Annotated in this window: 21 protein-coding genes and 1 pseudogene; 10 read left to right on the top strand and 12 right to left on the bottom strand. The window is 61.1% G+C overall.

Annotated elements, in window-relative coordinates:
* From ASILVAE211_RS21275 to ASILVAE211_RS21265, 3 genes and pseudogenes are all read left to right on the top strand, one after another.
* Window positions 1-1,366, top strand: a pseudogene (locus tag ASILVAE211_RS21275) (hypothetical protein); the annotation flags it as partial.
* On the top strand, window positions 1,300-3,402 hold the full coding sequence (locus ASILVAE211_RS21270) for an ATP-binding response regulator (protein WP_227323377.1): 2,103 nt from the start codon (window positions 1,300-1,302) through the stop codon (window positions 3,400-3,402). The pseudogene ASILVAE211_RS21275 and the gene ASILVAE211_RS21270, both read left to right, overlap by 67 nt.
* A complete protein-coding gene (locus ASILVAE211_RS21265) occupies window positions 3,399-4,307 on the top strand; it encodes a response regulator (protein ID WP_319799612.1) in 909 nt (302 codons plus the stop codon). The genes ASILVAE211_RS21270 and ASILVAE211_RS21265 overlap by 4 nt, the downstream gene beginning before the upstream one ends.
* Window positions 4,308-4,359: 52 nt before the next feature.
* On the opposite strand, the gene ASILVAE211_RS21260 is transcribed toward ASILVAE211_RS21265, so the two are convergent.
* Window positions 4,360-5,103, bottom strand: coding sequence for a GntR family transcriptional regulator (locus tag ASILVAE211_RS21260; protein ID WP_227323376.1), 744 nt, complete (start codon window positions 5,101-5,103; stop codon window positions 4,360-4,362).
* A gap of 230 nt (window positions 5,104-5,333) precedes the next feature.
* On the opposite strand from ASILVAE211_RS21260, the gene ASILVAE211_RS21255 reads away from it, so the two are divergent.
* The 7 genes from ASILVAE211_RS21255 to ASILVAE211_RS21225 all read left to right on the top strand — a co-directional run bounded on the left by ASILVAE211_RS21255 (window position 5,334) and on the right by ASILVAE211_RS21225 (window position 10,957).
* Complete coding sequence (locus ASILVAE211_RS21255; protein ID WP_227323375.1) at window positions 5,334-6,218, top strand: carbohydrate kinase family protein; 885 nt, start codon at window positions 5,334-5,336, stop codon at window positions 6,216-6,218.
* Between the two features lies 1 nt (window position 6,219).
* Entirely contained in the window at window positions 6,220-7,062 is an 843-nt protein-coding gene (locus ASILVAE211_RS21250; RefSeq protein WP_227323374.1) for a BtpA/SgcQ family protein, read from the top strand.
* Window positions 7,062-7,802, top strand: a complete 741-nt coding sequence (locus tag ASILVAE211_RS21245) for a hypothetical protein (RefSeq protein ID WP_227323373.1) — start codon at window positions 7,062-7,064, stop codon at window positions 7,800-7,802. Before ASILVAE211_RS21250 ends, ASILVAE211_RS21245 begins: the two co-directional genes overlap by 1 nt.
* Window positions 7,799-8,161 (top strand): hypothetical protein, encoded by a 363-nt coding sequence (locus ASILVAE211_RS21240; RefSeq protein ID WP_227323372.1) that lies wholly within the window; start codon window positions 7,799-7,801, stop codon window positions 8,159-8,161. The genes ASILVAE211_RS21245 and ASILVAE211_RS21240 overlap by 4 nt, the downstream gene beginning before the upstream one ends.
* Window positions 8,158-8,919, top strand: a complete 762-nt coding sequence (locus ASILVAE211_RS21235; RefSeq protein ID WP_227323371.1) for an ATP-binding cassette domain-containing protein — start codon at window positions 8,158-8,160, stop codon at window positions 8,917-8,919. Before ASILVAE211_RS21240 ends, ASILVAE211_RS21235 begins: the two co-directional genes overlap by 4 nt.
* On the top strand, window positions 8,916-9,950 hold the full coding sequence (locus tag ASILVAE211_RS21230) for an ABC transporter permease (RefSeq protein WP_227323370.1): 1,035 nt from the start codon (window positions 8,916-8,918) through the stop codon (window positions 9,948-9,950). The genes ASILVAE211_RS21235 and ASILVAE211_RS21230 overlap by 4 nt, the downstream gene beginning before the upstream one ends.
* A gap of 65 nt (window positions 9,951-10,015) precedes the next feature.
* Complete coding sequence (locus tag ASILVAE211_RS21225) at window positions 10,016-10,957, top strand: ABC transporter substrate-binding protein (protein ID WP_227323369.1); 942 nt, start codon at window positions 10,016-10,018, stop codon at window positions 10,955-10,957.
* A 131-nt stretch (window positions 10,958-11,088) separates the two neighbouring features.
* On the opposite strand, the gene ASILVAE211_RS21220 is transcribed toward ASILVAE211_RS21225, so the two are convergent.
* From ASILVAE211_RS21220 to ASILVAE211_RS21170, 11 genes are all read right to left on the bottom strand, one after another.
* Window positions 11,089-11,814, bottom strand: coding sequence for a helix-turn-helix transcriptional regulator (locus ASILVAE211_RS21220; protein WP_227323368.1), 726 nt, complete (start codon window positions 11,812-11,814; stop codon window positions 11,089-11,091).
* Between the two features lie 62 nt (window positions 11,815-11,876).
* Window positions 11,877-12,881: an ABC transporter ATP-binding protein gene (locus ASILVAE211_RS21215; protein ID WP_227323367.1), complete on the bottom strand. Its 1,005-nt coding sequence runs from the start codon at window positions 12,879-12,881 to the stop codon at window positions 11,877-11,879.
* On the bottom strand, window positions 12,868-13,875 hold the full coding sequence (locus ASILVAE211_RS21210) for an ABC transporter ATP-binding protein (protein ID WP_227323366.1): 1,008 nt from the start codon (window positions 13,873-13,875) through the stop codon (window positions 12,868-12,870). Before ASILVAE211_RS21210 ends, ASILVAE211_RS21215 begins: the two co-directional genes overlap by 14 nt.
* On the bottom strand, window positions 13,872-14,750 hold the full coding sequence (locus ASILVAE211_RS21205; protein ID WP_227323365.1) for an ABC transporter permease: 879 nt from the start codon (window positions 14,748-14,750) through the stop codon (window positions 13,872-13,874). The genes ASILVAE211_RS21210 and ASILVAE211_RS21205 overlap by 4 nt, the downstream gene beginning before the upstream one ends.
* A gap of 5 nt (window positions 14,751-14,755) precedes the next feature.
* Window positions 14,756-15,772: an ABC transporter permease gene (locus ASILVAE211_RS21200; protein WP_227323364.1), complete on the bottom strand. Its 1,017-nt coding sequence runs from the start codon at window positions 15,770-15,772 to the stop codon at window positions 14,756-14,758.
* Window positions 15,773-15,787: 15 nt separating this feature from the next.
* The gene (locus tag ASILVAE211_RS21195; protein ID WP_227323363.1) at window positions 15,788-17,401 is read right to left on the bottom strand and encodes an ABC transporter substrate-binding protein; all 1,614 of its coding nucleotides are present in this window, start codon (window positions 17,399-17,401) and stop codon (window positions 15,788-15,790) included.
* Window positions 17,402-17,447: 46 nt separating this feature from the next.
* Window positions 17,448-18,689 (bottom strand): aminotransferase class III-fold pyridoxal phosphate-dependent enzyme, encoded by a 1,242-nt coding sequence (locus ASILVAE211_RS21190; RefSeq protein ID WP_227323362.1) that lies wholly within the window; start codon window positions 18,687-18,689, stop codon window positions 17,448-17,450.
* A gap of 213 nt (window positions 18,690-18,902) precedes the next feature.
* Entirely contained in the window at window positions 18,903-19,736 is an 834-nt protein-coding gene (locus tag ASILVAE211_RS21185) for a sugar phosphate isomerase/epimerase family protein (RefSeq protein WP_227323361.1), read from the bottom strand.
* Window positions 19,737-19,738: 2 nt separating this feature from the next.
* A complete protein-coding gene (locus ASILVAE211_RS21180) occupies window positions 19,739-20,995 on the bottom strand; it encodes an NAD(P)/FAD-dependent oxidoreductase (protein WP_227323360.1) in 1,257 nt (418 codons plus the stop codon).
* Window positions 20,996-21,007: 12 nt separating this feature from the next.
* On the bottom strand, window positions 21,008-21,322 hold the full coding sequence (locus ASILVAE211_RS21175; RefSeq protein ID WP_227323359.1) for a MocE family 2Fe-2S type ferredoxin: 315 nt from the start codon (window positions 21,320-21,322) through the stop codon (window positions 21,008-21,010).
* Between the two features lie 30 nt (window positions 21,323-21,352).
* Window positions 21,353-22,423 carry a fatty acid desaturase family protein gene (locus ASILVAE211_RS21170; RefSeq protein WP_227323358.1) on the bottom strand — a complete coding sequence of 357 codons (1,071 nt, stop codon included), beginning with the start codon at window positions 22,421-22,423 and terminating at the stop codon, window positions 21,353-21,355.
* Between the last annotated feature and the right edge of the window lie 41 nt (window positions 22,424-22,464).

Below are 22,464 nucleotides of genomic sequence, written 5' to 3'. Positions count from 1 at the left end.
CAAGACCAGAGCCCGCAATCTAAGCCGCAGATCGCTGCTGAAAGGAGCGGCTGCCTTGGCTGGTGGCGCCACGGCCACACCTGTTGTCGGCGCACCGATGATCTGGGCGCAGGACATCAAGAACATAACACTGCGTCATATCGGCGTGTCCTATTCGGTTGTGTCTGACATCGGTCAGCAGGCGTCGAAAGACCTTGGCTTCAAAGTTGTGATGCAGAACCTTGACACCTCGACCGCCATCACCCGCTTCATCACGCAGCCGCAGAGCGTCGATATCCCCGATCTGGAAGCCTGGCAGACCAAAGTCGCGGTGCCGCGCGGAATTCTGCAAGGTATCGACATCAAGCGGATCAAAGAGTTCGACAATATTCTGCCGATCTTCACCAAGGGCGAGTACCAGGGGGAGAAAGTATCCGACCAGGGCATTTCCGCCTATCCGGTCATGTATATCGCGTCGAAGGATTCGACCAAAATCGTTCCTGGCGTACATGACTATATGCAGCCGATCTGGACGCTTCTCCAGCTGCTGCCTTTTATTGCCATCGCTTATGCAGCACCGCAGGCATTTCATGACTGGTCCCATTTTGCGGGTTTGACCGGCAAGGCACAGGGTTTTCACTTCGCATTATTTGGTGCCGCCGCGTCGGTCGTCTTTTCTCTCATGGGTCAGATCGGAGAGCAGGTGGATTTCCTGCGCTTCATGCCGGAAAAACGAACCGACAGGTTCGACTGGAAATGGTGGGGTGCGATGGTATGGGGTGGCCCCGGCTGGATTATGGTCGGCGCTCTCAAGATGCTGGCGGGTTCGCTGCTGACGGTTATCGCGCTCCGCCACGGGCTGTCACCGGTGCGCGCGGCGGAACCGGTCGATATGTATCGCATCGGCTTCGGCTATGTCTTCCAGTCAAATGCGATCGTCGTCTCCGTAACGGTCCTGTTCGTTATCCTGTCGCAGATCAAGATCAACGTCACGAACGCTTATGCCGGGTCAATCGCCTGGTCAAACTTCTTCGCCCGCCTCACCCATAGCCACCCCGGCCGAGTGATCTGGCTTCTGTTCAACGTGGCGATCGCACTTCTGCTGGCGGAGTTGGGCGTCTATCGTGCGCTCGGCACTACCCTGGCCATATATTCAAACCTCGCCGTTGCCTGGATCGGCGCCCTCGTCGCCGATCTCGTAGTCAACAAGCCACTCGGTCTGAGCCCGCACGGGATCGAATTCAAGCGAGCTTATTTGAAAGACACCAATCCGGTCGGTTTCGGTGGCATGACACTCGGCGGCCTTGCGGCCTTGCGGCCTTGCTCCTTTTCTCCGGAACCTTCGGACCAGTTGCGGCGGGTGCTGCCGGCTTCGCGGGTTTCGTAGTTGCCTTTGCTGCCGCGCCGGCCATCGCCTGGGCGACCCGCGGCCGCCATTACCTGGCGCGAGAGCCTAGCCCGGTCGGGCTCGGCAGCACAACCAAGACCTGTTGCATATGTCAATATGCGTTTGAACCGGAAGACATGGCCAACTGCCCCGCCTATGATGGGCTAATCTGTTCCCTATGCTGCACGCTTGATGCTCGCTGCGGCGACCGTTGCAAAGTGCCGTTTTCGGTCGATGGCGCCTTGCCCGTCCGCCGCGACTCGATTTTGCAAACATCCCTCTGGTCCAATAGGCAGGTGAGCAAGTCGAACCAGCGGGCGCGTCGTTTCAGCAAGACTTTCCTTTCGCTCATACTGATGATCGCAGGCGTGATTGCCTTCGCCTATATGCAGGGAACGCTGACCTATCCTGATGAGCGGAGTGCGATCTGGACAGTCGCCTGGCATATGTTCTGGCTATTCACCATCATTGCTGCGATGTCGGCCTGGATGATCGTCCTGGCTCGCGAAAGTCGCATGCTTGCGCAAGAAGAATCCGAACGCCAGACGACCCTGTTGATGGAAGAGATCGAGGCCCATGAACGAACGGACGCGGCGCTTCAGCAATCCAACGGTAAGCTTCTGGAAGCCAAGGAAATCGCAGAGCGGGCCAATACGGCTAAAAGTCGTTACATGATCGGCATAAGACATGAATTACGTTCGCCGCTCAACGCCGTTCTGGGTTATGCTCAGGTTCTCGATAATGACCCAACAATCCCGATACGTCGCCGCCATGCAATCCGCACGGTTAGGCGCAGCGCTGAACATATGTCGAGTTTGATCGACGGGCTGCTTGATATTTCCAAAATCGAATCTGGCCGGCTCTATCTCGAGCGGGAGGAGTTTGACGTCATCGAGCTTCTTGAGCAGATGGCCGATATGTTTCGCCTCGAAGCCAAGACGAAGGGGCTCGGCTTTTATTTTACACTTCAGGGAAAGTTTCCCAGAGTGGTTTATGGAGATGCAAAGCGTCTCCGACAGATTGTGATCAACCTACTTTCCAATGCTGTGAAGTTCACGCAAAAGGGCGACGTCACCTTCCGCGTGCGATATCGTGACATGTTCGCCGAGATTGAAGTCGTTGATACGGGTAGCGGTATTCATGCCGACGATCTGCAAAAAGTATTCGAGCCTTTCGAACGTGGTCGGCATACCGGCTCCAACCCGATTTCTGGGACCGGCTTGGGCTTAACCATCACCCGCCTCCTCATCTCCGTCATGGGTGGGGACATGACGGTCGATAGCACGCCCGGTAAAGGCAGTAGTTTTCGCGCCCGACTGCTGCTCTCGGAGGCGACCTACGCATCTCCCAGGCTATCAGCCTATTCGCAGGTTTCGGGCTATGAGGGACCACGACGGCGGATTCTGATCGTCGATGATGACAAGGCCCATTGCGAGATGATGACCGATATTTTGGAGCCGCTTGGCTTCAACGTGCGATCGGTCAATAGCGGGGTCGAATGCCTTGTCGTCGCGCGCGAAAATCCCGCTGATCTTGTCATGCTGGACATCGCAATGCCCGGCATGAGTGGTTGGGAGACTGCGAAGGTATTGCGTGAATCAGTGGCGCCGCAATCACGCATCATGGTCGTTTCGGGGAACGCATTTGAGATCGAGGCCTTTCGCGGCAGTTTTGGATACCACAACACAGTGATGACAAAACCGATCGATGCGAATGCGTTGGTACAGGAGATCGCGAAGCTTCTGGAGATCGAATGGCGTATGCGTGGCGTGGAGGCTGGAATTGCAGAGGCTGAGCGACAGGCATCCTCCGGTCTCTCTGCCAGCAGGCGGCTCCCGTCCCGCGCCGAACTCGCCGACCTCAGCCGCCTGGGAGAGATCGGATATGTGCGCGGCATTAGAGATAAGCTTATCGACCTCGGCAATCAGTCGGCTGACTACCTTTGGCTTGTCGAATTGCTCGAACCGATGGTGGGGCGCCTCGATTTTCCCCGCTATACGGCAACGCTTTCAACCCTTCTGGATGGCGAGCCATGATGATGCATAGCCGCAATACCGTCGTGATCGTTGATGATTCCGTCGAGTCGTTGAATTTCTTGACGGACGTCCTGGAGAGCGCTGGCTTGACTGTTCTCGTCGCGCTCAGTGGCGAGTCCGCCATGCTGTTGGTAGACAAGGTCGTTCCCGATCTCATCCTGATGGACGCGATGATGCCAGGCATGGACGGTTTCGAGACTTGTCGGCGGCTGAAAGCGAGTGCGTCCTTCGTCGATCTGCCTATCATCTTCATGACCGGTCTCAGTGAAACGGAGCACATTATCCGTGGATTTCAGGCTTGCGGTGTCGATTACGTCACTAAACCCGTCGTGCCGAATGAGTTGCTGGCGCGCATCGAACGGCATCTGGCAACGGCACAAACTGCGCGCAATGCACGAACCGCCATTGATCTCACCGGTCGTTTCCTTATTGCAGTCGATGCGAATGCTAATGTTGTGTGGAGCACACCGCAAGCTAACCGGCTTGTTATGAATTGTCTGGGTGCCAGCGACTCCGCGCTGCAAGATCTTCCTTCCGGACTTTCGGGCTGGTTGTCGAAACCGCTTGAGTCCAGTGCCTCGGCCATCACCGTGCAGATGGGCAGCCGATCGGTTCAGGCGACCTATATCGGACGCGTATCGGAAAACGAGATTATCTTGCGCCTCTCACTTGATGACCAGCAGGCAGACAAGGAGAAGCTACAAAAGAAGTTTCGGCTGACAGTGCGCGAGGCAGATGTCCTTCTATGGATATCAGCAGGCAAAACCAATAAAGATATCGGCGAAATCCTTGGTCTAAGCCCCAGGACAGTCAATAAATACCTAGACCAGATTTTCGAAAAAATGAGCGTGGAAAATCGTGCCGCTGCTGCCGCGCATGCCGTTCGGGTTTTGAGCGGTATCTGAATGCTGCCCATGCCGATGCTTCGGGAGCGGCATGGATCGGCCTAGTCCTGGGCTACAGTTCTACCCGGAAGCGGTAGCGGTCGGCGCGGTAGGTTGTAATTGCAAATTCCACCGACAAGCCGCCTTTGGTTTTCGCGAGCCGCCGTGCGACCAGGACCGGGCTGCCCGGTGTGAGCTGCAGCTTTTTGCAGATGGCAGATGGGGCGATGGCAGCTTCGATATGTTCTACCCCACCAATGATCTCAACGCCGAGCGTAGAGCGCAGCCATTCGTACAGTGAGCGCGTGCCGAGTTCAGCGGACGACGGCGGCGCATGAGTGGTGAACAGGTCGGGGCGCAGCCAGGATTCCGAAAGGCCGATCAGCCGGCCATTGGCGCTGAGAAGGCGTTCGGACTGAAAAGTGATGTCTCCAGCAGGTAGGCCCAGGGCCTCGGCTGCTTCGGGGCTGGGCGCTTCCATGCCCGCTTTTAATACAGTGTAGGAGGATGAGAGACCGCGCCGCCGCATGTCTTCCGAGAAGCCAGTCAATTGGCTCACGGGACGCTCGACCCGGAACTCCCGCACAATGGAGCCGATGCCGGCACGGCGGATGACGAGACCTTCCTGCACTAGCCTGTTCATGGCGGCACGAGAGGTTGTTCGGCTTACCTGAAACTGGGCGTTGATGTCAGCTTCCGTCGGCAGCACCGCGCCCGGGCCGAAATGGCCGGCGTCGATGGCGCGGCGCAGCCGGTCGGCAATTTGCTCCCATAGGGGGGCGTCATCTGTGAAGGGCTGCGAACTATCCCAGGACATTGTTCACTCATTGTCACTACATTTTAGAAGCACGGAACGTCGACGCTTCGCAAGAGCTGCGAGAATTCTAAATTTCTTATTATGTCGACCGAAAACGGCGTCATTATAGGCATAAAAGAAAAAATATGAGCAAAATTTAGACTAAATAATGTGAACGCCTAATTCATAATCAATTTTATTGACACTAATGTCATGACAAATTATGGTTCAGATGTCGATTGGGGCCGGGCATGAAAAGACTTCTGTTTGTCGGCGATATTAGCGTTGATTTGACCCTCACGGCGCAGCGCTTTCCCGAGCCGGATGAGAAGGTGCATTGCTCCGACGCATTCGAAGATATCGGCGGTGTCGTCACCAATGCCGCCGTCGCGGCAGCCCGGGCGGGAGCCGCGGTGATGCTGGCAATACAGGTCGGCACCGATCCGGCGTCGGCCGGCATCGCGCAGCGGCTGGCGGGCGAGGGGTTGCATTTGCATATCGGCGAACGTGCAGGCGCCATCTGCCGTGTCGTCACCGTGGTCGAGCCGCATGGTGAGAAGCGACTGCTGCTGCATCCGGGCGTTTCGCTCTATCCGGATGATGGCGTGTTGAACGCAGTTAACCTGGAAGGCGTTAGCCATATCCACACAGCCATTTACGGGCCTTCTTCCAAACAGCTGATTGCGCGGGCAAAGGATAAGGGCATTGCCTGGTCGCTTGATCTTGAGCCGGCGACTTTTCCAGACGGGATCGAGACGTTGCGCTCCGCAATCGACGGTGCCGCCGTGCTTTTCGTGAATGACCGGGCCGCCCAGGCAATTGGAACCGATGCCATGGACGGTCTGTTCCGCATGGGGGCCGCTTCGGTTGTCCGAACGGAGGGGCCGCGCGGCGCCACGCTATTTAATCGCCAGGGTGTGGTTGCAACCGCCACGCCGCCGAGCCTGCCGATTGTCGATACGACGGGTGCGGGGGATTGCCTCGCCGGATGGTATCTCGCAGGCCTGAGCCGTGGCGAAACGCCGCCTAAGGCCCTGGCCCAAGCGGTTCGGGCGGCGACCATCGCCTGCGGGGCGCTCGGCGCCCAGGCCGCTATCCCGACACGGGCTGAATTTCTGAGCTATAAGGAAAACTGACATGAGCCCCCCTGTGGTCATGCCGCTGCGGCCCAGCAAGCTTGCAGACCTGTTCCCGGTCAAGAAACCCATTATCGGGGTCATCCATCTGGCCCCGCTGCCGGGCGCGCCCTTCTACAAAGGTCAGCCGCTTCGCGAGATTTATGACGCTGCGGTGCAGGATGCGCGCGTCCTCGCCGAAGGCGGGATTGACGGCATTATGATCGAGAATGCCGGGGACATGCCGTTTTCACGGCCTGAGGATATCGGCTTCGAGACAGTGGCGTTCCTGACTGCGGCCTGCGAAGCGGTGCGCGCGGCGGTTGCCACGCCGATCGGCATTACTTGTGTCGCCAATGGTGCCATTCCGGGTCTTGCAGTGGCAAAGGCTGTGGACGCCAAATGGGTGCGCGTCAACCAATGGGCGAATGCCTATATCGCCAACGAAGGTTTCCTGAACGGTGAGGCCTCGCGCGCGCTGCGCTATCGCGCGAATATCGACGCGCATGACATCGCCATCCTGGCTGACGTCCACGTGAAGTTTGGTGCGCATCAGATTACGGCTGACCGGTCAATCACCGAACAGGCAACCGATGCCGAATGGTTCGGCGCGGATGTGCTGATCGCCACCGGCACGCGCACGGGGTCACCCACGCAGCCGGAAGAGGTGGACGAAGTGCGCGCGGGCACGCATCTGCCGGTGATCGTCGGCTCGGGCCTGTCGCCTGCACAGGTGCCGGCCTTGATGGCGGCGGCTGACGGCGCGATCGTCGGGCAATGGCTCAAGATCGAAGAGCGCTGGTGGAACCGTATCGATCCGCATCGCGTTGAGCAGTTGATGACCGCTGTCGCGAAGGTGCGGTGATGACAAGTCTGACGGGTGACACTGACGTTTTCACGTCAGATGCGAATCCGCGCGCCTGCATCGTGCTCACGGGCAAGCGTCAGGACGATCTTCCAGGTATCTATGGCGCGCAAGAGCGCGACGCCATTCTGGCCGTGTTCCAGGCGCTGAAGGCCGAAGGCTGGGTTCTATCGCAGCGTCATGTGTTTGATCCCTCAGCGCCCAACGATCCGGTGGGGCTCGACACGGGCTTCACTCATGACCATGACATCGCGGCCGTTTTTGAAGCACCGACGTTAGATGCTGCACTCCAAGGCACGGTGCGGCTGGAACAGGCCGGATGGGCCAGGCTGTTCCGCACCGAATGGATGATCGGCCTACGGGAATTCGCACCCGTCTTCGGTGAGCGGGCCTCGAATGACCACGCATGGGCCTTTCTCGCCCTGTGGGAGTGGAACGACCAATGGTGCGAAGCGACTCCGCAGGCCCGCACCGAATATGATTTTGAGTGCGATGAAGCCTTCAAGGGTGACTTGGCGCATGATGTGAACATCTCCGGCCGGCAGCGGCTGGATGTGGCGCATCACTGGCACCATCTCGGCTATTGGGAGATCAGCGGTCCGGATGTGGCGGACAGCGCCATTCGCGGACATGAGCGCGTCGCGGATTTCAAGTTCACCACCTCACGCCATATCGTCGGGCGCATCCGGCCGATGGCCGAACTTATCGCGCCATTTGGATCAATCAAGGCAATCGCATGACTGATAAACAGAACACCGTGGCGGGTTCCTGTCTCTGGCTGCACTACACGCGTCCCCGGCCGCACTGGTATCTCGTGCCTGCGGAGAAACAAGGGGAGCTTCAGGCGGCATGGGCAGCCATTGCCCAGGCAGCGCAAGGGAAAGGGGCGCTGTACCAGGGTCGCTATCACATTCGCGGCCAGCATGATTTCGAGACGGTTGATGTATGGACTTTTGCTTCGTCGCAGGCCGCTTTCGACTACTGGAACACCCTTGTCTCCGCCAAATATAGCGAGTTCTTCGCGTTTTCGAACAATATCGGCCTGGCGCTGAGTGGTGAGCATGGCGCTGGCGCGTCCCGTATCGAACACAGGTTATGACCGAACCCCTGCTGATCGCGCGGGGTATCCGGCGCAGCTTCGGGCATGTGCAGGCTCTGCGAGGTGCGCATTTCCGGGTTATGCCGGCCGAGATCGTCGCCCTGATCGGCGACAATGGCGCGGGCAAGTCAACACTCGTGAAAATCCTCTCGGGCGCGGACCGGCCGGATGAGGGGGAGGTCACCCTCGCAGGGCAGCGTGTGCGCTTCGGCTCTCCGCAAGAGGCGCAGGAGGCTGGCATTGCGACCGTTTATCAGGATCTGGCGCTGGCACCGGACTTGCCGCCAGCCGAGAATCTGTTTCTTGGTCGCGAGATCAAGCAGCCGGGGCTGCTGGGGCGCTTAGGTTTTCTGGATCGCAAGGCGATGCGCGCGCAGGCGAAGGAGCAATTCGCGACACTTGGCGTGCATCTGAAATCTGATCGGGTGGCGATCGATACTCTGTCGGGCGGCCAGCGCCAGTCTGTCGCCATCGCGCGTGCGGCCATGTGGGCGAAAAAGATCGTCATTCTGGACGAGCCGACGGCGGCGTTGGGCGTTGTACAGACACAGCGCGTGCTGGACCTCGCGCGCCGTGTGCGCGACCACGGCATTTCAGTCGTACTCATCAGCCATAATATGCCGCAGGTGCTGGAAGTAGCGGACCGCATTCAGGTTCTGCGCCTGGGTGAGACGGTCGCCGATCTCAGGGCGTCGGAAGCGAGTGTGGATGACCTTGTTCGCGCCATGACGAGCGGGCGGACGGAGGAAGCAGCATGAGCGGCGTGCAGTCAGGCAATGGTGCGGCGGCAGCCGAATCCCCGTTCCTGCGGCTTCTGGCTTCCGGTTGGATTTTCGTGCTGCTGCTCGGCCTCGTCGCCATTTTCGCTGGACTGCGCCCGGTGCAGTTTGCCTCCGTCTACAACCTTCAGCAATTGGCGATCAACGCAGCCATCTTCCTCGTGCTCGCCGTGGGCCAGACCTATGTGATTGCTGCCGCCGGCATCGATCTCTCCTGTGGCGCCGTGCTTGTCTTTTCATCCGTTGTGTCGGCGCAGGTTATGTTGGCGCTGGCCGGCGCCTCGGGCACTACCTTCGGCACGACGGACGCGGGCTGGCCAGTGATCCTGATCGGCACGCTCGTGGCCATTGCCAGCGGCGCCTTGTGGGGTGTGTTCAACGGCGCGCTCATCGCCTGGGCCAAGATCCCGGCGCTCATCGTGACGCTCGGGTCCATGGGCATGGCGCTCGGCTTCGCGCAGATCGCGTCCGGCGGCATCGATGTCCGCGCTATGCCTGAGAAGCTGGTGGATGCGGTTGGAGCAGGGGCAATCTCCGGCATTCCGACGCTGGTGGTCATTGCAGCCGTCACTGCCGTCCTGTTCGGTGTCATTCTACATCTCACCGGCTTTGGTCTGCATGTTTTTGCGGTCGGCTCCAATGCCGAGGCTGCGCGCCGAAGCGGCATCAACATCCGCCGCAATCTCATTGCCGTCTATGCCATCTCGGGCGCCTTGTCCGGCCTGGCCGCGGTGATGGCCAATGCCCGCTTTTCCACGACCACGATCAACGGTCATACGCTGGACAACATGACGGCGATTTCCGCGGTGGTTCTGGGGGGCACCAGCCTGTTCGGCGGCGCGGGCAGCGTGTTCGGCACCGTCATCGGTGTCTTCATTCCTATCGTGCTGCTGAACGGCTTTGTTATCCTTGGCATTCCGCCGTTCTGGCAGACGGTCGCGATGGGCGCAGTATTGATCCTTGCCGTTTGGATTGATCAACTTAAGAGACGATTGCGCAAAAGCCGTTGAGTGACAGCGCAGCCCTGTTGGACTGAAATCCCTGATAACCCGGAGGTGTTCATATGAAAGCGTTGATGAAGACGTCTACCGTTGCCCTGGGCCTCGCGGCCATGGGCTTCGGCAGCCCTGCCGCCTTTGCCGCGCACCAATCCGTAGCTCTCGTCCTTGGCGTGAAGGGCAGTCCCTTCTACCAGGCGATGCAATGCGGTGCTGAAACCGAGGCCAAGAAGCTTGGACTTGACCTGACGGTTTCCGCGCCTGACCAGTTCGCGGCGGATAGCCAAATTCCCGTGGTCAATGCCGTGACCGCCACCAAGCCGGCGGCAGCCGTGATTGTGCCGACAGACATGCAGGCCCTGGTCCAGCCGATGAAGCAGCTGCATGCGCGTGGCACCACGGTGATCACGGCTGACCAGACGCTTGCTGATACCTCCTTCGTCACCACGCAGATCCTGACCGACAATGCGGCCGGCGGCAAAATGGCGGCGGATGCTATGGCGAAGCTGCTGGGCGGCAAGGGTAAGGTATTAACGATCACGCAACCGCCGGGCTCGCTCGCCCAGGACGCGCGCGCGGCAGGCTTCGCGGAAGAGATCAAGAAATATCCTGGTATCACCTTTCTGGGTGACCAGTATCAGTCTGACGATCCGCAGAAGGCAGCGGAGATCGTGACCTCCACCATCTCGGCGCATCCGGACCTCGCTGGTCTGTTCTCCACGAATGACCAGGGCGCGATCGGCGCTATTACCGGGCTGCGGCAGGCAGGTGCTATTGGACGGGTGAAGGTTGTCGCCTATGATGCGGCAACGGCCGAGGTTGCGGCGCTCAAGAACGGGGCGATCCAGGCTTTGATCGCGCAAAATCCGAATGCCGAGGGTGAGGCGGCTATGGATGCAGCGGCTGCGGCCCTCGCAGGCAAGGTGCTCCCGAAGCAGACCTTTACCGAAATCAAGGTCATTCTGTCGAACCAGCCGGCACTCGCGGACAAATACGAATACGCCGCGACCTGCATGTGATCCGCCGGGCGGCCTCCCGCATGGGTAGCCGCCCTGGCCCTGCTGAGATCGGTTTGCCGCGATAACTTGAGGTTGGAGAAAGCAGGCTTGCTGGCCTCGTCGGCGATTGTTACCTCTGCGCGTTCGGCGCTCTAGGGCAAGACAGTCTCGTTTTCCACCTGCGCGATACGGGAGACGAGAGACGCGCGGTTTTCGACACCCAGCTTGTCAAATATCCGCATCACGTGGGTTTTGACCGTTCCGAGGGAAATGCCCAACTCATCGGCAACATCATGGTTGGTACAGCCGGCGCGCAATAGTGTTGTTACTTCAATTTCACGCCGGGTGAATTTGAAAGACGCGCTGAGATGCACTGTCAGCCTTTGGCTCTGCAGCCGGGGATGAGCGGCCAGGTTGAATTCGATATAAGGCTGCATCGCTTCCGCGAAACCCAGCGTATCGGCGCAGAAGGGCGGATCTTCCGGCGATTTCAGAATCCCAAGGCCCGCGAACGGGCGATTCTTGTCCCAGAACACGAAGTCCAGAACGTCGGAGATCCGGCTTGCCTCAAGATAGCATTTGTAATGAGCGAAATCGGACGGTGATGCCAAATCATGATCCTGTCTCAACGTCGCAACACGTTTGCTGGAATTGACAAGCCGGGCGATATTGAGCGGGTCATAGGCCTTCATACCCGCTTGATATTGGGAAAAATTCTGGCGTGAAAAGCCCGAATGCTCGACATCCTGCATCTCCTGGCGGTCGTCGATCCAGTAGAAGATCGACGACGTGGCGCGCAGCGCCTCCAGCGCGAAACGACGAACTTCCTCGATGCGCGTATCCGGAGGCTTGGGGTTCAGGCGCGGATCCTGCTGCATGCTTGACCTTCCAGGTGATCAATTCGCCATGCAGGTATCATACCAAAATCGGGTAGGCTGGCTTACCGCGTCGGATAATGGCAAGCGGCGAGATGGCCGTCGGCCATAGGCAGCAAAGGCGGTTCCATATCCGCGCAGGTTTGGGTCGCTTTCGGGCAGCGCGTGCGAAAGCCGCAGCCGCTCGGGCGGTTGGACGGGCTGGGGATCTCTCCCCGCAGTACGATGCGCTGCCTTTGCCGCTCCCGCACCGGGTCCGGCACAGGGGCGGCCGACAGCAGCGCCTCGGTGTAAGGATGCGCCGGCTTGCGATACAGCCGGTCGCGCGGTGCCGTCTCGACGATCTTGCCCAGATACATCACCGCGACACGGTCCGAGATATGGCGCACGACCGACAGGTTATGTGCGATGAAGAGATAGGCGAGGCCATGCCTGGCCTGCAAATCCTTGAGCAGATTAAGCACGCCCGCCTGAACCGAGACATCCAGCGCCGAAACAGGTTCGTCCAGCACCACGATATCGGGGTTGACGGCCAGCGCCCTTGCAATGCCGATGCGCTGGCGCTGGCCGCCGGAGAAGGCGAAAGGGTAGCGCCCGGCCTGCTCGGGGAGCAGTTGCACACGGGCCATCGCCTCGGCCACCCGCGCGTCCTGCGCGCGCCGATCCAGACCCAGCATCCGCAAAGGCTCGGCGATGATGTCCCGCGCCGTCATGCGGGGATGCAGACAGGCATAGGGGTTCTGAAACACCAGTTGCAGATGCTGGCGGTATGGCCGCATCTCGGCCGGCGACAATCGGGACAGATCCTGGCCCTTGAACAGGATCTGCCCTGTGCTGGGGGTGCCCAGCCGCAGCACGGCGCGGGCCAGAGTCGATTTGCCGCAACCGGATTCGCCGACAAGGCTCAGCGTCTCGCCGGCAGCGAGTTCGAAGGAGACGCCCGCGACCGCGCTGATGCTGCCGACCTTGCGCTGAAACAGCAGACCCTTGGTGACCGGGAAATCGACCCGCACCCCGTCTACCTTCAGTAACGGCGGCGGGCTTGCCCACGTGACATCAGCGTCCATCATCACCCCCTGCCATAGGCAGCGCCTCGGCCGCGCGGTGGCAGGCGGCCATGGACTGGCCGAACCACTGGAAATCCGGATCGCGCTCGGCACAAACAGGCAGGGCGAAGGCGCAGCGCGGATGAAACTGGCAGCCGGACGGTCGCGCGGCCAGGGACGGCGGCGTGCCGTCGATCGCATGCAGCCGCTCGCTGGTGCTGTCGATGGACGGCACCGCCGCCAGAAGCCCGGCCGTATAGGGATGCCTGGGGCGGCGGAAGACAGCCTCGATCGCGCCGCGCTCGGCCACCCGACCGGAATAGAGGATGGTGATGCGGTCGGCGAGACCGGCGACGAGGCCGAGGTCATGTGTGATCAATACGATCGCAAGCCCCTTCTCCCGCCGAAGACGGTCGAAAATTTCGACGATCTGCGCCTGGATGGTGACGTCCAATGCTGTTGTCGGCTCATCCGCAATCAGAAGCTCCGGGTCATTGGCGACGGCGATGGCAATCACCACGCGCTGGCGCATACCGCCCGAGAATTCATGCGGATATTGGTCGAAGCGCTGCTCCGGCATGGGGATGGAAACCAGTTCCAGCAGCCCAACCGCCCGCGCCCGCAACGCCCGTCGCGACAGCGATGGATTGTGCAGCCGGATTGCCTCTGCAATCTGCGCGCCCACCGTCATGACGGGGTTCAGCGCCGTCATCGGGTCCTGAAAGACCATGGCGATCCGGCCGCCACGAATGGACCGCATCTGGCGGGCAGGCAGGCCGAGCAGTTCCTGTCCATCGAAACGCACGGAGCCGGTGACCTGCATATTGCGCGGCAGCAGGCCCATCACCGCCAGCATGGACAAGCTTTTGCCGGAGCCGGATTCGCCGACCAGACCAAGCACCTCGCCGCGCGCGACCTCGAAATCAACATTCGAGACCGCGACCCGCTCGCCGTCCCGGCCTGGGATCGCGATGCGCAAGCCGCGCACGTCGAGGATATTGCTGCGTGCGTCCGTCATGTCGAGGCTCGCGAGCGGGGATCGAACAGGTCACGCAGACCGTCGCCCAGAAAATTGAAGGAGAGCGAGACGAGAAAGATGGCCAGACCCGGTCCCATGGCGATCCACCAGGAATAGAAGCTGCTGGCACCCTCGGCGATCATCTGGCCCCATTCCGGCGTCGGCGGCTGCGCGCCCAGACCGATGAAGCTCAGACCGCTGGCCAGCAGGATCACCTGCCCGACATCCATGGTCATATTGACCAGAATCGGGCTCCAGCACAGCGGCACGATATGTTTGAACAAAATACGGCTGGGCAGGGCGCCGGCCACCACGGCCGCATCGACATGGTCCAGACCTTTGACGTTCAGCACCTGCGCCCGCATCAGCCGCGCATAGATCGGCCACCAGACGATGATGAGCGCAATGGCCGTATGGACAAGTCCCGGCCCGAGGGAGGCGGCAATCGCCATCGCCAGCAGGATCGGCGGAAAGGATAGCGTGATATCGGCAAGGCGCATCAGCGTGCTGTCCAGCAACCCACCGATGAAGCCGGCGACCGCGCCCACCAGACTGCCGATACTGACACCGGCCGCCAGAACCAGGGCCGCGATGGTCAGCGAGTAGCGCGTGCCGTACAGCGTGCGGACAAGAACATCGCGCCCCAGCGCGTCGGTGCCGCACCAGTGACCCCAGCTTGGCGGTTGCAGCCGGCGTCCGGCCAGCGCGATCGGATCGTAGGGCGACCACCAGGGAATGCTGATCGCGATGATGATGGCGCCCAGGATAATGACCGCGCCCAGAATGACGGGGGCTGAGCGCCAGCTCAACCGGTTTGCGAAACGGCTGTACAGGCGGCGGCCGGGGCCGATGGCAAGGATGGTATGAGCGGACATCGGCGTCAGGCCGCCGACCGCATGCGCGGATCGACCGCCGCATAGGCGATATCGGTCAGCAGATTGGCGATCAGGAAGCCTAACCCGCCGACGATGGTGACGCCGGTAATGGCCGGGTAGTCCAGCGACCTTGCGGCGTCCACGGCATAGGAGCCGATGCCGGGCCAGGAAAAGATCGTCTCCACCAGGACGGAACCGGTGATGAGATAGGCGAAGGTGAAGCCGAGAATGGTCAATGCCGGGATCAAGGCATTGCGCAAGGCATGGTTGAACAGCACTCGCCCTTCGCCCGCGCCTTTGGCGCGCGCCATGGTGACGAAATCCTGCCCCAGCACGTCCAGCATGCTGGCACGGACCATGCGGGCGACGATGCCGGTGACCGACCAGCCGAGCACGAGCGACGGCAGAATGAGATGCCGGACGGCATCGACGAAGCCGTCCCAGTCGCCGGCCAGCAGCGTGTCGATCAGCATGAAGCCCGTCACGGTATTGGGCGGATCGGACCGGATATCCAGACGGCCCGGGCCCGGCAGCAGATGCGTCTGCACCGAAAAGACGAACAGGGCGAGAAGCCCCAGCCAGAACATCGGTATGCAGGAGCCGAGCAGCGCAAACAGCCTTGCCGCGTGATCGGCCGGCGTGTCGCGGAACTGGGCGGAGATGACGCCAAGCAGAATGCCTGTGACAGCGCCCACGATCATGGCGCAGATGACCAGTTCCAAAGTCGCGGGCAGGCGGTCCGCCAAATCCTGCAACACCGGCTGCTTGGTCCGGAAGGAGGTGCCAAGGTTGCCATGAGCCAGATTGTCGACATAGATCAGATAGCGCTCGGGCAAGGATTTATCCAAACCCCAGCGCGCTTTGGCCGCTGCCACGATATCGGGATTGTCGAGCGCGCGGGCGCCGATGATCGAAATCAGCGGATTGCCCTTGGTGAATTGCGCCAGCACGAAGGTTGCCGTGACGATGCCCAGAATGAGGAACGGCATGAGAACGAGCCGTTTGAGAAGGATCCTGAGCATCGCCGGTCTGCGCCCTTAGTGCTTCACGATCTCGGCCAGCGGCAGATTGCAGCAGGCGCTGTAGCGCATGCCACCGATATCCTTGGCATAGGCCAGAACGAGGTCGGGGCTGACGATGGGCAGGATGATCTTATCCGCAATCATCTGCAGGCCGATCGCCTGATAGGCGGCTTCCTGGGCCGAAGGGCCGGCCGCCAGTGCCTTGTTGAAGGCCACGAGTTCGGCCGCGCCGTCCAGACCCGGCGTGGTGCCGACGCCGGCGCGGGTGCCCCAGGGCATTCCGGCCATCATGCCGAAATACTGGGCATATTGCGCGCTTCCGAAATAGTCGGGCGCGAAGAAGCCGATGGTGAAGGGCACGCCGGGTTTGTCGATATCCCCGACCCAGACATTGAAGGTCTCGGGCTTCAGCGTCAGGCTCACGTTGATCTTGGCCAAATCCTGTTGCAGCTTCTGGGCCAGCAATGAAATATCGATGCCGTAGACATCCATGGCCGGGAATTCCAGGCCGATCTTGAAACCGTTGGGATAGCCGGCCTTGGCCAGAAGCGCCTTGGCCTTGGCGACATCCGTCACCGGCGCCGGCAGGTCGGCGGTGCCGGGAAAACCGTTGGGGATAGCGGAAGGCTGCAGATTGCCGGCGCCCCCGACCGTGAAATCGATCGCGCCCTTATAGTCGATGGCGAGCGCAATGGCCTCACGCACGTCATGGGTCAGCGGCACCGGCGAACCCTTGGCGATGGGGCTGAAGGCGGCATAAACGTAGTTGTATGACGGCACGGTCTGGAAGACGATGTTCGGATCATGGATCGTCTTGGCAGTATCGGGATCGATCTGCATCGCGATATCGGCGGCTCCCGACTGCAACATCTGCGCCTGCGTCACCGCATCCGCGGTCTGTTTGATGATGACGCCGCTGACCTGGGCCTTCTTGCCCCAATAGCCGGCGTTCCGCTTCAGACGCAGCGCGTCATCCGCCTTGTAGCTTTGCAGCGTGAAGGCACCGCTGCCGGCGGAATGCGACAGAAACCAGGTATCGGCCGTGTCGGTCGTCGATGCATTGTCATCGTCATTGGCACCATGCGCCATGGCCAATTTGCTGTTGATGATCCCGACATAGGTCGCCGACAGAATGCCGAGGAATTCGGAATTCGGAGTCTTAGTGGTAACGACCAGAGTATGCGGGTCTTTGATGTCGATGGATTTCAGGCTATCCATCAAATAGGCAGCACCGCCCTTGATGTTCTTCAACCGCTCCATCGACCATTGGACATCCGTCGCCGTTACCGGCGTGCCGTCCGAAAAGGTCGCGGCTGGGTTGAGGTGGAAGGTGAATGTCGTAACATCGGGGCTGACCTCCCAGCTTGTCGCCAGATCCGGGACGATTGTCTTATTGTCCGGCGCCAGTGTCAGCAATGTATCATAGACCGCCGAGAGATAGATCTGGCAGGTATCGCAATAAGCCCGCGCCGGGTCGAGGGAGTTGAGGTCCATGGCGCGCGCGACCACGATCTCGCTATCGGCTGCCTGTGCAGTGCCGGCGGTCGCAAGCGCACCGCTCGCCGCCATGATCATCAGGGAGGCCGCAGAGAACAGGCCGCGCCGCCAGAGATTTCCAGTCGCCATCATCGAAGACTCCATGTGTTGCGATCGTTGCGGGCTTTAGGCTTAGGCGTCAGTCGTGAGCCGGGGCGACCGCACGGGCCGCCTTGAAGCCATGCTCCGCCGCGTCAAGCGCGCGGGCGATATCCTCGGGCGTATGCGCGGTCGAGAGGAACATATTGTGCAGCGGGTGGAAGTAGACGCCCTGCTGCACGGCGGCGGCGCAGAAGGCGAAACCCTTGCGGTGATCGGCATCATCCTCGAACAGCACCATCGGCATTTGCACCGGGCCGGTCTGGCGGATCGGCATGCTGTATTGCCGGCTCAAGCCTGCCAGTCCGTCGCGCAGCGCCTGGCCCAGCCGCGTCATATGGCCGACGCCGTCATCCCGCCGCAGCACCGTCAGAGTCGCGACCGCCGCCGCCATTGACATGGCCGAGCACCAGAAGGAGCCCGTGGTGAAGATCGATGATGTGGCATCGCGAAAGCGGTCGTTGCCGGTGACGGCGGCCAGTGTGAAGCCATTGGCAATCGCCTTGCTCCAGGCCGAAAGATCGGGGCGGACCCCGACATTTTCCCAGCTGCCGCCGAGATTAAGGCGAAAGCCGGCGCGGACATCGTCGACGATCAGCGCTGCCCCGGTCCGGTCGCAGATAGCGCGTGCGGCCTGAGCGAAGGCCACATCCGGCAGATGCTGGTCATGTCCGTAATCGTGCTGGAAGGCGCTGACGATGATGCCCGCCAGATCGTCGCCGGCCAGGGCTACGGCCTGTTCCAGGCTTGCCGCATCGTTATAGGTATAGGTCAGGATATGGGCGCGATCCTCGGTCGTAACGCCGACCAGAGAGGGCGAGCACCAAGGCACCGCGCCATGATAGGCGCCCTTGGCAACCAGAATCTTGCGGCGCTGCGTGCCGGCGCGGGCGATGGTGACCGCCGTCGTCGTCGCATCCGTCCCGTTCTTCTGGAACTGCGCCCAGTCGGCATGCGGCACGATCCCGACCAGGGTTTCGGCCAGCTCTACCATCGCCTCGTTGGGGCCGTTGAGGCAGTCGCCCTGCTCCCACTGTCGGCGGGCGGCGGCATCGACTTCCGGATGGTGATGGCCGAGAATAATCGGCCCCCAACTGCACATGAAATCCACATATTCGTGGCCGTCGACATCCCACAGCCGGCTGCCCGCGCCGCGCGCGAAGAATTGCGGATAGCCCTCGGGCAAGGCCACCGCATTCATATGGCCCCACATACCGCCCGGCACGACCTTGCGCGCGCGCTCGCGAAGGCTGGAATCGCGGGAGTTCGTCAAGCTGGACATGATTTTCCCACTGCCTATTGGTCAGTGGGCAGCCTAAGGGCCGTGAGTTTGCTGGCCAATCAGCCGAAAGTAAGACATGCGGCATCCGCAGCGGCCGAGTGAATTTTTGCAAGACCCTGCGTGAACTGGCCCCCTACCGCAATGACGGTGGCGCACAGCTATTTCGGCTGAGCCCCTGACCCGGGCGAGACACCTATGTCTTGTCGTTCCGCATTAGGGGCAAAGGCCCGCCCAAAGCGCGCGGGCTTTATCTTTCAGCAGCAAGGCCTCGTCCCAACGGTCCGTCAGATCCTGCCCGTCCGGCCCGGTCATGGCATAGGGGGCCGGCCCAAGCTCGCAGGTGAAGGAGAGTGTGGCGTCGGGGGCCGCGCGCTGCCGCCAATTCGCAAAACCTTGCTGCCACCAGCGCGCGAACGTGGCGACCCAAGGCTGATGCGCAGGAAAGCCTAGCGGCAACTGTACCTGGTGAGAGCCGGCGACGCGGCCGTGAAAAGCCCAGGCATGGGTTAGAATTCGCGATATCTGGGCTTCGGTTTCATCCGGCAGCGGCAATTCCATCTCCCGCGCCGTCACGTAATGGGAGAGATCAGCCGTCAGGAGCAGATGAGGGAAAGCGTCGAGCAAGTGCAGCGTAAACGGCAGATCGTTCGTCATGCGGCCGCGATGGGTTTCAATATAGACGGCGACGCCGGCCTTCTCAGCCAGGCGCTGCCAGCCTTCAAGGATGGGCAGACACTCCGCCACTGTCATCGGGCAGACCAGGGGTTGGACGGTGATGTGGTGGCAGCCGAATTCAGCCGCCATGGCGAGTGCCGGTTCAAGCCCCGCAACATCGCGCGGAAAGGCCTGGCCTTCGATCGCCAGCCCATGCTGCCGCAGCAGCGCCGCAAGCGGCGCGACCTGATCGCGGTCGTAGAAATGATCGGTCACGCCGTCGAAGCCGGCCGCCGCGATGCGCGCGATTTTCTCTGCGAGGCTTGGCTCATTCGCCTGCCCGCGCAGGCGCTGCATGCCCCAAAGCGACTGGAAAACGAGGAGCTTTTGCACTCTCAAGCGGCCGTCGCGCGGGTCGGCAGCAGCGCCTTGAGTTTGACGGCCGGGTCCGCCAGCGCCGCCGGGTCCGGGTGGCACTTCGCGTCGATCAGCATCTCGGCCAGACGGATATCTTTCGCGACCTTGCCGATGGGACCAAAGGCACTGGCGCCGACCAGCCGCCCGCCTTTGAGATGGAACAGAAAGGGCATCCCGCCCAGATCCCGCGTCACGGTCTGGTCACCCTCATCCGGCAGGCCCGCGATCTGCAACGTATCACCATGCTGATCGGACCAGAACCAGGGCACGGTCGCGAACGCGGCCCTGTCGCCCAGCATGGAGCCGGCGGCATGCCGTCCCTGATCCTGCGCGTTGCGCCAGGCTTCCAGCCGCAATCGCCTGCCGCCAAAGACCGGATGTGGGAAGGAACAGCAATCGCCCGCCGCGAAGATCGCAGGGTCATCGGTTGCCAGGCGGCCGTCGACACGGATGCCGTTTTCAATGGTGAGACCGGCGGCTTCGGCTAAAGCGGTTTCGGGAATGGCGCCAATCCCGGCGATGATGGCATCGGCTTCCAGAACCGTGCCGTCCGCCAGCACAACGGTGCTGCCCTGTGGTCTTGCCGCGATTGCCGTCAGGCCGATGCCTTCGATGATGGTGATACCGGCGGCCCGATGATGCGCAGCGACACGCGCTGCGATCTCAGCCGGCACGGCGCGGCCCAGAATGCGCGGTGCCATTTCTACCACAGTGACCGCGCAACCGCGTTCCAGAGCGCTGGCCGCCACTTCCAGGCCGATAAAACCGCCCCCGATGACAACAAGACGGATGCCGTGTGCAAGCCTGTTTCGCAGCGCCAGAGCATCCACAAAGGTGCGCAGATAGAGAACATTGTCAGCCGTCGCGCCGGGCAGGGCCAGGGTGCGCGGCTTCGCTCCGGTCGCCAACAGCAACTGGGCATAGGGCAGTGACAGGCCGTCCTGCACGCTGACCGTTTGCGCCGCGCGATCGATCCCTGTTACCATGACACCTGTGCGATAGGTGATTCCCAAGTCGGCAAGGCGGTCGGCACCGCCGATAAGGGCAGGCGATGGGTGGTCAAGCGCCGTCTGCGCGGCTTTGGACAAAGGCGGCCGTTCGTAGGGCAGATGCGTTTCCGCGCCGATCAGCGTGACGGAACCTGTATAATGCCTTTCTCTCAGGGTGAGAGCGGCGCGGGTGCCGGCCTCTCCCGCGCCGATAATGACAATGCCTGGATCTGACGCCGACGACATGATGCGCTGCCCTCAGCCGAGGTCGATGAAGACGCGACCGTCCTCGATCTTCACGGGGAAGGTTTTGAGGTCGATGCAGGCCGGAGCGCCTTTGGCCTTGCCGGTGGGAATATCGAAGCGGCCGTTATGCTTGGGGCATTCGATGATGCGGCCCATGACCAGCCCGTCGGCCAGATGCACATTCTCATGCGTGCAGAAGCCGCCGGTGGCGCAAAATGTGTCATCCTCCAGCCGGTAGACCGCAAAACTCTGCCCCGCATGGTCGAAGCGGATGACATCCTCCTCGTCGATATCATCTGCCCCGCAGGCATTGATCCATTGTGCCATGATCTTTTCCCGTCGTCTTTTTGGTTTTGGTTAGGCGGTTTGGACGAGACTAACGGAGTCCGTCATTCTTGTCTTGCTCGGCAGTTCGCGCCGAACGAAGTAATACGGATCACTGCGTTGTTTCAGCAATGCCGGGATGATTTCGGCATAGGCGGCGACAATGCTGGGATAAGGCTCCGGGCACTCGTCCTTAATGACATCATGCAAGGCAGGTAGTGCATGATAGGGCACCATGGGAAACATATGGTGCTCGACGTGATAGTTCATGTTCCAGTAAAGGAAACGGGAAATCGGGTTCATATAGACTGTGCGGCTGTTCAGCCGGTGGTCCAGCACGTCTTCAGACAATCCGGCATGCTGCGTAACACCATAGATGACGGTCAGATAGCCGCCGTACAACGTCGGCAGGCCGATCAGCATGGCCGGTATCCAACTGTGCAGCGCAAGGGATAAAGCGGCGACGCCGAACAGTATGGCGAGATAGATCCGCGCTATTCCGTATACCTTCTTCTGTTCCATCTCAGGGATGAAGGTCTTTTCCTCATCCGTCAGGCGTCCGCTGGCATGGAGCGCCAGCTTCCTGATTGCGAAATAGGAGGATTTCAAAGCGAAGAGATTGAGCAAGATGCCCGCGATATCGGGCGGACGCTTGACCGAAATCTCAGGGTCGCGGCCCACGATGATGGTATCCGTGTGATGCCGCGTATGGCTCCAGCGCCAGACCGTCGGTTCCCGCATGATCATGAAACAGGCAATGTTGTAAACAACATCGTTCATCCAGGCCGTCTTGAAGGCGGTGCCATGACCGCATTCATGCCAGCGCGAGTCCGATGCCGAGCCGTAGAGCACGCCGTAGACGATGAAGAAGGGCACTGCGAGCCAACTGCCCCAGAAATGAATGCCGAATCCCGCGCAGACCAGCATCAGCCCGAGCCAAATGGCGGTATCGCGTAGCGCCGGGCCGTCCTTGCGGCGCATCAAGTCCTTCATCTGCTTGCGAGGAATGGGATGGGCATACCAGTCGGCCGAGGCCAGGCCCCGTTCGGCCGCGAGATGCGTCTCCGTTCCGGTCAGGCTGTAGTCACGCGATGCGATTGTCATCAGTTCCCTCCGCCCTTGTCAGGCTTTCAGCCGCTATAGCC

The organism is Acidisoma silvae, from assembly GCF_020618775.1.
Taxonomy (GTDB): domain Bacteria; phylum Pseudomonadota; class Alphaproteobacteria; order Acetobacterales; family Acetobacteraceae; genus Acidisoma; species Acidisoma silvae.
This window is presented reverse-complemented; position numbering and strand designations above follow the sequence as displayed.